Source organism: Streptomyces pseudoechinosporeus (assembly GCF_054783935.1).
This window is the reverse complement of the sequence record NZ_BAAGPS010000003.1, coordinates 140,301-150,928: the sequence shown is the minus strand read 5'-3', so window position 1 is coordinate 150,928 and position 10,628 is coordinate 140,301. Positions and strand designations below refer to the sequence as shown.

11 protein-coding genes and 1 pseudogene are annotated in these 10,628 nt (G+C 68.6%); 5 read left to right on the top strand and 7 right to left on the bottom strand.

Going from position 1 to position 10,628, the window contains the following annotated elements:
- Positions 1 to 71: 71 nt before the first annotated feature.
- Positions 72 to 1,271 (bottom strand): S8 family peptidase, encoded by a 1,200-nt coding sequence (locus ACYVO6_RS04085; protein WP_461057290.1) that lies wholly within the window; start codon positions 1,269 to 1,271, stop codon positions 72 to 74.
- Between the two features lie 454 nt (positions 1,272 to 1,725).
- On the opposite strand from ACYVO6_RS04085, the gene ACYVO6_RS04080 reads away from it, so the two are divergent.
- The gene (locus ACYVO6_RS04080) at positions 1,726 to 4,353 is read left to right on the top strand and encodes a glycosyltransferase family 1 protein (protein WP_461057288.1); all 2,628 of its coding nucleotides are present in this window, start codon (positions 1,726 to 1,728) and stop codon (positions 4,351 to 4,353) included.
- 194 nt (positions 4,354 to 4,547) lie between these two features.
- On the opposite strand, the gene ACYVO6_RS04075 is transcribed toward ACYVO6_RS04080, so the two are convergent.
- Entirely contained in the window at positions 4,548 to 4,994 is a 447-nt protein-coding gene (locus ACYVO6_RS04075) for a DUF6188 family protein (protein ID WP_461057286.1), read from the bottom strand.
- Positions 4,995 to 5,114: 120 nt separating this feature from the next.
- Complete coding sequence (locus ACYVO6_RS04070) at positions 5,115 to 5,963, bottom strand: LysR family transcriptional regulator (RefSeq protein WP_461057284.1); 849 nt, start codon at positions 5,961 to 5,963, stop codon at positions 5,115 to 5,117.
- A 105-nt stretch (positions 5,964 to 6,068) separates the two neighbouring features.
- Between ACYVO6_RS04070 and ACYVO6_RS04065 the strand changes: the two genes are divergently transcribed.
- The gene (locus ACYVO6_RS04065; protein ID WP_461057282.1) at positions 6,069 to 6,794 is read left to right on the top strand and encodes an SDR family oxidoreductase; all 726 of its coding nucleotides are present in this window, start codon (positions 6,069 to 6,071) and stop codon (positions 6,792 to 6,794) included.
- A 52-nt stretch (positions 6,795 to 6,846) separates the two neighbouring features.
- Positions 6,847 to 7,449: pseudogene (locus tag ACYVO6_RS04060) on the top strand (NAD-dependent epimerase/dehydratase family protein); the annotation flags it as partial.
- 112 nt (positions 7,450 to 7,561) lie between these two features.
- Here the strand turns inward: ACYVO6_RS04060 and ACYVO6_RS04055 are convergent.
- A complete protein-coding gene (locus tag ACYVO6_RS04055) occupies positions 7,562 to 7,807 on the bottom strand; it encodes a hypothetical protein (protein WP_461057280.1) in 246 nt (81 codons plus the stop codon).
- A gap of 133 nt (positions 7,808 to 7,940) precedes the next feature.
- Here ACYVO6_RS04055 and ACYVO6_RS04050 point away from each other — a divergent pair, with 133 nt between their 5' ends.
- On the top strand, positions 7,941 to 8,810 hold the full coding sequence (locus ACYVO6_RS04050; RefSeq protein ID WP_461057278.1) for a helix-turn-helix domain-containing protein: 870 nt from the start codon (positions 7,941 to 7,943) through the stop codon (positions 8,808 to 8,810).
- Positions 8,811 to 8,819: 9 nt separating this feature from the next.
- Complete coding sequence (locus tag ACYVO6_RS04045) at positions 8,820 to 9,020, top strand: DUF397 domain-containing protein (RefSeq protein ID WP_461057276.1); 201 nt, start codon at positions 8,820 to 8,822, stop codon at positions 9,018 to 9,020.
- A 112-nt stretch (positions 9,021 to 9,132) separates the two neighbouring features.
- Here ACYVO6_RS04045 and ACYVO6_RS04040 read toward each other — a convergent pair whose 3' ends face one another.
- From ACYVO6_RS04040 to ACYVO6_RS04030, 3 genes are all read right to left on the bottom strand, one after another.
- A complete protein-coding gene (locus ACYVO6_RS04040; RefSeq protein ID WP_461057274.1) occupies positions 9,133 to 9,585 on the bottom strand; it encodes a DUF6228 family protein in 453 nt (150 codons plus the stop codon).
- Between the two features lie 9 nt (positions 9,586 to 9,594).
- Positions 9,595 to 10,017 carry a hypothetical protein gene (locus tag ACYVO6_RS04035; RefSeq protein WP_461057272.1) on the bottom strand — a complete coding sequence of 141 codons (423 nt, stop codon included), beginning with the start codon at positions 10,015 to 10,017 and terminating at the stop codon, positions 9,595 to 9,597.
- Positions 10,018 to 10,099: 82 nt separating this feature from the next.
- Entirely contained in the window at positions 10,100 to 10,618 is a 519-nt protein-coding gene (locus ACYVO6_RS04030; protein WP_461057270.1) for a DUF1990 family protein, read from the bottom strand.
- Positions 10,619 to 10,628 lie beyond the last annotated feature (10 nt).

The window sequence follows — 10,628 nt, the reverse complement described above, 5'->3', positions numbered from 1 at the left end:
TCTCCGCACACAAGACCGACCCCGTCCAGTGATACTCCATGGACGGGGCCGGTCGGTGAACGTGCAACTACTTAGGGGTTGCTGACCTGCAAGAGCTTGTTCGGTGAGCCGAGGCCAGCGGTGGATATCTTCCCGGACGCCGCCTGCGCGACAAGCGCCTTGCTCACGTCGGCCGGACTCGCCGTGGCGTGATCGGCCAGATAGAGCGCCGCCGCGCCTGCGGCATGGGGCGACGCCATCGACGTACCGGAGAAGGTGGCATTTCCGGTGTCGCTCGCGTTCGACGCGGAGGTGACGTCCACGCCGGGTGCGAACAGATCGAGCCGGGCACCCCAGTTCGAGAAGCTCGCCCGCGCGTCCGCCGCATCGCTCGCGCCGACCGTGACCGCCTCCGCGACCCGGGCCGGCGAGTACAGGCTCGCCGGGAGACCGTCGTTGCCGGCCGCGACCGTGTACGTGACGCCGGACGCGATGGAGTTGCGGACGGCGGCATCGAGTTGCGCGTTCGCGAAGCCGCCCAGGCTCATATTGGCCACCGCGGGCTTCTGGGCGTTCTTGGTCACCCAGTCGATGCCCGCGATCACCTGGGCGGTGGTGCCCGCACCCTCGTCGTCGAGTACGCGGACCCCGACGACGTTGGCCTTCTTCGCCACGCCGTACGTCGTGCCGGCGATGGTGCCCGCCACATGCGTGCCGTGGCCCTGGCCGTCCTGCGCGGTGGCGTCGTTGTCGACGAAGTCCCAGCCGTAGCTCGCCCGGCCGCCGAAGTCCTGGTGCGTGATCCGGATTCCGGTGTCGATGACGTACGCCGTCACGCCCTGGCCCGCGGACTCCGGCCACGTGTAGCTCTTGTCCAGCGGGAGGTTCGGCTGGTCGATGCGGTCGAGGCCCCACGGCGGGTTCTTCTGCTGGTGATCGAGAGTGACTCTGGTGTTCTGCGTGACCGAGGCCACGCGTGAGTCGGCGGCGAGGCGCTTGGCCTGTTGCTCGTCGACCTTCACCGCATAGCCATTGATCGCGGTGCTGTAGGTGTGGCTGATTTTCGCCCCGTACGTTTCGACGAGGTCCTTGCCCGCGTTCGACGGGGCCTTCGTTCCGCCCTTGAGCGTGACGATGTAGCTGTCACTGACGGAGCCGGGGGCGTCGGCGCCGAGTATCTGCCCCAGTGGGGCGGCCTGTGCGGGCAGGCTGGTGGCCGAAAGCACCGCGGCCGTGATGACCGCGGTGAGGCCTCCCGCCCAGGACAGACGCCGTTTGTACGTCACTGCCATGGTGTGAGTTCCCCTCCTCAACTCGACGTACTCCGACCGCAGTTACGTGCGCCCTGACAGGTGCAGGTCGGATCGCCGTTGGCAGCCTCTCGTGCGGTGTGAAGCCCCACAAGGCCGCACGGCATGGCGGAATCGGCCATATCTCGCGTGGTGTACGTGTGAAGGTTGCGGCGATTTCCAGCCGGGTTTTGTACGGCGAGATGGGGGCGGTGACATATGCGACTCCGCCGCAGGGGAGCGCCCCAAAGGGGCGCGGGGCTGTGACATCTGCGGCTCCGCCGCGGGGCGCGACCAGCCACAAACAACCCGCAGACGATGAACCGCCCCACCCGCGGAGCGAATCGCGCCGTGGTTGCCGGAGGCAGTCGCCGCTACCGTCATGGGTGACAAAGGTCGCGCATACGTAAGCGTGTGCGCGCCGCTGCCGCGTATGCCCCCGTGAAGGTGGAAGCTCGTGAAGGCCATCCGCAGGTTCACCGTGCGTCCCGTACTCCCCGAAGCCCTTCACCCGCTCAGCGATCTGGCGCGTAATCTGCGCTGGTCCTGGCATGCCGAGACCCGTGACCTCTTCCAGTCCGTGGACCCCGAGCGCTGGGCCGCCTCCGAATCCGATCCCGTTCGCCTCCTGGGGAACGTGTCGCCCGGACGGCTCACCGAGCTGGCCGAGGACCGGCGCTTCCTGCGGCGGCTCGCCGCGGCGGCCGACGACCTGAACGACTACGTGACCGGCGACCGCTGGTACCAGACCCAGTCCCAGTTCTCGGAACTGCCCGCCGCCATCGCCTACTTCTCACCCGAGTTCGGCATCACGGCCGCGCTGCCCCAGTACTCCGGCGGCCTCGGCATCCTCGCCGGGGACCATCTCAAGGCGGCCAGCGATCTCGGCGTACCCCTGATCGGTGTCGGACTGCTCTACCGGCACGGTTACTTCCGGCAGACGCTGTCGCGGGACGGCTGGCAGCAGGAGCACTATCCGGTCCTCGACCCGAACGAGCTCCCGCTCTCGCTCCTGCGCGAGGAGGATGGCACGCCCTCCCAGGTCTCCCTGGCCCTGCCCGGCGAGAAGTCGCTCCATGCCCGCATCTGGCTCGCACAGGTCGGCCGGGTCCCGCTGCTGCTGCTCGACTCGGACGTCGAGGAGAACGACCTCGGCGAGCGCGGCGTGACAGACCGGTTGTACGGGGGCGGCAGCGAGCACCGGCTGCTCCAGGAGATGCTGCTGGGGATCGGCGGGGTGCGTGCGGTGCGTACGTACTGCCGGCTGACCGGGCACGCGCGGCCGGAGGTCTTCCATACGAACGAGGGGCATGCGGGATTCCTCGGTCTCGAACGTATTCACGAACTCTCTTACGAGGACCTGGACTTCGACGCCGCGCTGGAGGCGGTCCGCGCCGGAACCGTCTTCACGACCCACACCCCCGTACCCGCCGGAATCGACCGCTTCGACCGGGAGCTGGTGGCCCGGCACTTCGGCCCGGAGGCGGAACTCCCGCGGATCGAGGTGGAGCGGATCCTCCAGCTCGGGATGGAGACGTACCCAGGCGGCGAGCCCAACCTCTTCAACATGGCGGTGATGGGCCTGCGGCTGGGGCAGCGGGCCAACGGGGTGTCGTTGCTGCACGGGCACGTCAGCCGGGAGATGTTCTCCGGGCTCTGGCCGGGCTTCGACGCCGACGAGGTGCCGATCACCTCCGTGACGAACGGCGTGCACGCCCCCACCTGGGTGGCACCCGAGGTCTTCCGGCTCGGTGCCCGCCAGATCGGCGCGCAGCGGACGGAGGACGCCATGACGGTCGGCGCCTCGGACCGCTGGGACGCCGTGGCCGAGATCCCCGACCAGGACATCTGGGAGCTGCGCCGGGTACTGCGCGAGCAGTTGGTGACGGAGGTACGGGAGCGGCTGTACGCGTCCTGGCGCCAGCGCGGCGCAGGCACGGCCGAACTCGGCTGGATCGACGGCGTGTTGGACCCGGACGTACTGACGATTGGCTTTGCCCGCCGCGTCCCCTCGTACAAGCGCCTGACACTGATGCTGCGTGACCGCGACCGCCTGATGGACATGCTGCTGCATCCCGAGCGACCGGTGCAGATCGTGGTGGCGGGCAAGGCCCACCCAGCGGACGACGGCGGCAAGCGCCTCATCCAGGAACTGGTGCGCTTCGCGGACGACCCGCGCGTACGCCACCGGATCGTGTTCCTCCCGGACTACGGCATGGCAATGGCCCAGAAGCTCTACCCCGGCTGCGACATCTGGCTCAACAACCCGCTCCGCCCCCTGGAGGCCTGTGGCACATCCGGCATGAAGGCGGCGCTGAACGGCTGCCTGAACCTGTCGGTCCTGGACGGCTGGTGGGACGAATGGTTCCAGCCGGACTTCGGCTGGGCGATCCCCACGGCGGACGGCACGGCGGCGACGGACGAGGACCGCCGCGACGACCTGGAGGCGTCGGCGCTGTACGACCTGCTGGAGCAGCGCGTGGCCCCCCGCTTCTACGACCGCGGCCCCGCCGGCCTCCCCGACCGCTGGATCGAGATGGTCCGCCAGACGCTGACGCTGCTGGGCCCGAAGGTCCTGGCGGGCCGCATGGTCCGCGAGTACGTGGAACGCCTCTACGCCCCCGCGGCCCGCGCCCACCGCTCCATGGACACCTCCTCCGCCCGCGAACTGGCGACCTGGAAGTCCCGCGTCCGCACGACGTGGCCACGGGTCACGGTCGACCACGTGGAGACGTCGACGGCCACGACGACGGCGGAGCTCGGCACGACCATGTCGCTACGGGTCCGAGTGGGCCTGGGCGACCTGGTCCCCGACGACGTCGAGGTCCAGGCCGTCGCGGGCCGCGTCGACTCGGAGGACCGCATCACCGACGGCACGGCGGTCCCCCTGAAACCGGCGGGCGGCCCGGACCAGGAGGGCCGCTGGCTGTACGAGGGCCCGCTCTCCCTGGACCGCACAGGCCCCTTCGGCTACACGGTCCGCATCCTGCCTACGCACCGACTGCTGGCGTCGAGCGCGGAGTTGGGGCTGGTGGCGGTTCCTTCGGAGGAGTTGGTGGAGGCGGCGGGGGTTTTGATGCGGTGAGCGGGGGTGGCCCGGCTTGTGGTTGAGCTGTCGGCTGGCGTGCCGTGCGGGCGTGGCGGCCGACGTTGCCGGACCCAGGTAGGCGGTCGGGGAAATGTGACACTTGCCGGCGCGACTGTCACATTTCCCGGACCAACCGCCGGCCGGGAAGGGTTCGCCGACAGCATCGGGAGCTTCCCGGCCCCTGCGTGCCTTCACTCCCCACTCCACACCGCAATCTCCCCTCCGGGCGTGCAGATCACCCGCCTTCTCTTCGGCCCGACAAGCCCCCACGCCTCATAATTGTCATCAGGCTGGACACTCAGTTTCACGCCGCTCTCGAATCCGATCACGAGTTCCCCGGCTTTTCCCACCTCTGCCTCAGAAATAACGTCACGGGCCAGCCGGACGAGATGCGGAGCCACAATGTCCGGGGCACACGGATCGAAAGACACGCGATCCCCGTCCGGGACTTGAAGAACCGCCTCGCCCTCGACGCGCAGTTCGCACTCACCGCTGGTCAGGATGGTGAGAGCCGCGTCGAAGCAGACGCGGATAACTGCTTCACCCCGAAGGTTCAGATTCACGTCGACCGCCTGACCGGAAAGTGGATATGCGTCATCAGGATTCAACGGGATATAGGTAGCCGATTTCGAGTTCAAACGCCTGGCCGTCCGCTGGGAAAGACGCCTCGACCTGCACGACGCTCTCGTCTCCATCGCCTGCTGCCTCATCTGCTGGAGACACCTCAAGAAGACCCGCCTATGATCGTTTACGATCTTTTAGAGACGTGTCGCCGCCCGGACGAGCCCGGCGACGGCTCGGGACCGACTGTGGGGCGGCCACGCGATGACCGTCGTGACCGGCGGCGCGTTCAGCACCGGCACGGCGGCGAGATCGTCGCGTAGTTGGGCTCCGCACGACTCCGGCGCGATCCAGCAAGCGCGGCCGAGCGCGATCAGCTGGAGCAACTGCGCGTGGTCCCTAGCCTGCGGACCGGGGCCGTCCGGGTACGTACCGTCGCGGCCGGGCCAGCGCGGCATCGGCAGGCCGGGCAGCTCGGTGACTTCGGCCATCTGCACATGGGTCCGGCCGGTGAGGGGATGCCCGGCCGGCAGAACCACGACCTGTCCCTCTGTGCAGAGTTCCTCGGTGTCGAAGCCGACCGTGGTGTCGAACGGCAGGTGCAGCAGAGCCACGTCGGCCCGGCCGTCGCGCAGCAGTCGTTCTTGCTCGCCGATCCCGCACAGGAGCAGATCGACGGTGACCGCATCGGGTTCGGCGGCGTAGGCGTCGAGCAGTTTCGCCAGCAGTTCGCTGGACGCGCCGGCCTTCGTGGCGAGGACCACGCCGGCGTGGCCGGTCGCGGCGAGGGCAGCGCGGCGGGTGCGACGCTCGGCGGCCTCGACGGCATCCAGCGCTGCCCGGGCCTCCCGCAGGAGCACCGACCCGGCCTCAGTCAGGGTGACCGTGCGGCTGGTGCGTTCCAGCAGTGCCGCCCCGAGGCGCCGTTCGAGCTGGTGGATCGCCCGCGACAGCGGGGGCTGCGCGATCCCGAGCCGCTGTGCGGCCCGCCCGAAGTGCAGCTCCTCGGCGACGGCGACGAAGTACCGCAACTCCCGTGTCTCCACGGCGCAATGCTACCCGGCCCCAACTGGGATCGATACCCGTGCGGTATCGCTGCCCACCCAATCGGTGTTGGCCGGCTCCTGCCGGGCCCGGACACGATTGGCCGTATGAGTGAACAGACGATCGCGCTGGTGACCGGCGCGAACAAGGGTATCGGGTATGAGATCGCGGCCGGTCTGGGCGCCCTCGGCTGGAGGGTCGGGGTCGGTGCCCGGGATGAGGAGCGTCGCGAGGTCGCCGTGGCGAAGCTGCGGGCGGCTGGTGTCGACGCGTTCGGCGTACCGCTCGACGTGACCGACGACGCGAGCGTGACCGCTGCCGCCGGGCTGATCGAGGACCGCGCCGGACGCCTCGACGTGCTCGTCAACAACGCCGGGATAACCGGCAGCGCGCCACAGATGCCTACCACGGTCGACGTCGCGACGGTGCGGGCGGCCGTGGAGACCAACGTGATCGGCGTCATCCGCGTCACCAACGCGATGCTGCCGTTGCTGCGTCGCTCGTCGTCGCCGCGGATCGTGAACATGTCCAGCAGCGTCGGCTCACTCACCCTGCAGACCACCCCCGGCGCCGAAACGGGCCCGATCGCCATCGCTTACGCGCCGTCGAAGACGTTCCTCAACGCCGTCACCGTCCAGTACGCCAAGGAGCTGCGCGACACGAACATCCTGATCAACGCCGCCTGCCCCGGCTTCTGCGCGACCGACCTCAACGGTTTCCGCGGCGTCCGCACCCCGGAACAGGGCGCGGCGATCGCGATCCGACTCGCGACCCTGCCCGACGACGGCTCGACCGGCGGCTTCTTCGACGACGCAGGACAGGTGCCTTGGTGACCCGAATGTCAGTGAATGACATCGACGCACCATCGACCACAGGGGGTCCCCCATGCGCATCTTCGTGACTGGTGCGTCCGGCTGGATCGGATCCGCCGTCGTCCCCGAGCTGCTCGAGGCGGGCCACAAGGTGGTCGGACTCGCCCGCTCCGACGCCTCGGCCGGCGCCCTGGCGGCCGCCGGCGCCGAGATCCACCGCGGCTCGCTCGACGACCTCGACGCCCTGCGCAGCGCCGCCGCCGCGTCCGACGGCGCCATCCACCTCGCCTTCAAGCACGAGGAGGCGTTCTCCGGTGACTTCGCGACCGCGGTGGACGCGGACCGTCGCGCGATCGAGGTGTTCGGGGAGGTCCTGGCGGGCTCTGGCCGGCCGCTGGTCATCGCTTCCGGCCTGGCCGGGCTTCAGCCCGGCGAGCTCGCGACGGAGGACGACGTGCCGGACGCCGCCTTGCCCGGCGGTGGGCGCACCCTCTCGGTGCAGGCGGCGCTCGCCCTCGCGGACCGGGGCGTACGCTCCTCCTGCGTGCGCCTCCCGCCGATGGTGCACGGTGTGGGCGACCACGGTTTCGTCGCGAGCCTGGTCGGCCTGGCCCGCAAACACGGCGCCTCCGGCTATATCGGCGACGGCACCAACCACTGGCCCGCCGTGCACCGGAGGGTTGCCGGGTCCACGTGATGGCGGTCCGGGGTGACGACGCCGTGCACGTCGCGGGTGGCCAGGAGTTCGGTGAGCGTGCGCCAGGCCAGGCGTTGGGCCGGCGGGCGGGTCAGGGGGCGCCCGTGTCGTAGAGGGAGGCCGTGACCTTCCAGCCGTGGGTGGTGGCCGTCTCGCGTAGGGCGCGCATGACCGTTACCGGGTCGGCCTCGTCGTGGATGCAGGCATAGAGGGCCACCGGAGTGGGGCGTACGACAGGGTCGGTGGGGTTCATCTTGTGCTCCCGGCGCGGTAGTTGGCGTGCGGTGAGCGGATCCGCGTACTGATCAGGGTCGGCCGCGCGGATCGTAATATGCAATCGAACTTCACCCTCTGGATGGAACTGGTATATGCCGCAATCCATGCAAACAGCTGCGTGAGGTGGGCAGCGGCTGTCACACTCTGCGCATGGCCGCGTACGGTGCGGGCAACTTCCCTCAGGAGGGCGGTAGATGGCGGCGAAGCGCGGGCCGACGGTACGGCGGCTGCAACTGGGCATTGAGCTACGGAGGTTGCGCGAGCGTGCCGGGCTCACCATGGAGGAGGCCGTGGTGGGGCTGGGGTTCAGTCAGCCGAAGCTGTCGCGGGTCGAGAAGGGCGACATCGGGTTGCCGAAGTCCGCGGACCTGCGGGCGCTGCTCGACCGGTACGGGGTGGAGGACCCTGACGACGTCGACTTCCTCATGGAGTTGCACCGGGACTCGCTCAGCCGGGGGTGGTGGTCTACGTACCGGACGTTTCTGCCGTCCGGCATGGCCACGTACATCGGGCTGGAGACGGACGCCAAGGCCATCCAGGCGTGGGAACCCAACTTCGTGCTCGGGCTGCTGCAGTCGGAGTCCTATGCCCGGGCCCTGCTGGAGCGGGCGAAGGTGGTGGAGGAGACGACCACGGAGTATGTCGAGCGCGGCATCACTCTGCGCATGGAGCGCAAGGAGCAGGTCACTCGGGATGAGAGTCCCATCGAGCTGTGGGCGATCCTCGACGAGGCCGTGCTGCGGCGGGTGATGGGAAGTCCGGATGTTATGCGGGATCAGTACCGGGAGATCCTTGACCTTGCCGAGCGCGACAACATCACCGTGCAGATCTTCCCCATGGCCTCGGTCTCCTATCGGTATGGGCGCGGACCTTTCCAAGTCCTCGGATTCGGCACTCGCTTCCCGTCTGTGGTGCAGGCCGATGATGCCTCTGGTGCCGTATCCGTGATCGACAAGCCCTTTGAGGTGCTCAAGTACTCGCGTAGGTTCGAGGCCATGAGGGCAGGCGCCCTCGCTCCGGAGGAGACGCCTCGGTTCCTGGAGCAACTAACCCGAGAGATCTGAGAGTTGACCATGAATGAGGAGCGGCTGTCCGGTGCGCACTGGTTCAAGTCGTCGTACAGCAGTGACAGCAATAACGCCTGCGTCGAGGTCGCCGACCTCACCTCGACCTCCTACGCAGGCGTGGCCATTCGCGACTCCAAGGCGCCGGACGGGCCCGTGCTGTTGATAGGTCCGTCGGTGTTCCAGGCCTTCGTGCGCGCCCTCGCGTGAAGCGGTGTCTGGTGGGCTGTGTCCCGCGAGAAGAATGATGAGTGCTCGGGACCATGACTGCCGGTCTGTGTCTGCCGAAGTGAGGAGTACCCGTGAGTGCGTGGTGGGACAGTCACTCCAGCGGTTCAGACTTTAGGAAGGTGCGCATCTCGATGGCGAGGTTGCGCATGGCTTCTCCAGGGGCGTGATCGGTCGTCGCCTCAAAATGCCACTTGTCGTCGGGGAGTCGGTCGTGTAGCCCCCACGTCAACTGAACGTGCGATCCTGCGTGCTCTGCCGAGAGCGTCAGGTCGCGTTCCAGAGAACGCCAGATTCGAGCACCGTTCCACCCGCGGAACTCTTCTGCGAGCTCGGCCAGAAATACGTCAAGGCCGTCACCGCCCCAGGTCCTCACCGTGACCTCGATCTGCACTGCTTCACTGTGTGCCGTCACTAGGAAGTCGCGCATCGGGTCGTCCTGCTCCTCCGGGAAGGAGTGCGTCAGCCGGTGGAAGCACAGCTTGATCGCTCGCGGGCGCCCCTCACCCACGTGGACGGCCGGACTCGTCTCGTCTTCCTCCACCATGGGCGCAGGCTACGGGCACAGAAGCCGCCACAACCAGGGAATATGACTTGCTTGCCGAGCTACCACCTTGACCTCCGCCACATGCTCTGAGGAAAGGGAGTGCCGCGCCGTGACCTCCAGAGCAGTAGTCAGCACCTCTCGCCAATCCGGTAGGTTCAGGGTGCTGGCCTCAAGACCCGCGTACGCGGCGGTCGCTTCTCTGAAGCGCCGCAGGGCCGTGAAGCGGCCCTCCTGGCTGATCGCGGTGATGCGCAGCCCGCCGACGGATTCGCAGAGTGCACGGAGCAGGTACGACTTCCCATGGCGCCGTCGCCCGGACACGACGCCGAGCCGCATGGCCGGGGACGGGTCGGCAAGGAAGTCGAAGAGCGAGGCGCACTCGCGGTCTCGCCCCACCACGGCACGGAGAACTTGCGGCTGAAGGTGGTGCATACGGGCTCCGGCGCGTGGGCGAAGTCGGGTTCGCCCATTTCTACGTCAGCCAGAGGCCGCAGGGTGCGGACTCTCGTACCTGTCACTCTTCGAACTCTGCGCACATCCTCCGCAAAACCGTCCCGCACCTCCGCGCATACGCATGCTGCAACCCCCGCGTCGCCGGCCCACCAGCCCGCGCGTACCACTTCGCCGGGCGGCTGAAGGCCGTGACCGTCAGCCAGACCGTGCCGTCGCCCGTCATTTCGACCAGGAACGCTTCCTCGCCGGATTCGGGGTGGCCGGGGAGGGTGCCGTAGGCCCAGCCGGCTCGGCGGGGTTCTTCCACCGTCCAGACGATGCGGCAAGGGGCCTTGATGAGGCCGCCCAGGGTGACCGTCAGTTCGACGCCGGGGGCGGCCTTGGGGGCTTCGGTGGTGATGCCTACGCCTACCGCTCGGTGGAGTTCCCAGGTCAGGACTGCCTGGGAGGATGCCTCGAAGACTTTGCGGCCCTCGCCGATGCGCGTTCTGACGTGCAGGGGGTGGAAGCCGGGCGGGGTGCGGTTCTCGCGGGTCGCGCCCACGTCGTCGTACGTGAAGGGCGTTTCCGTGGAGGGCATGGAAGCAGCG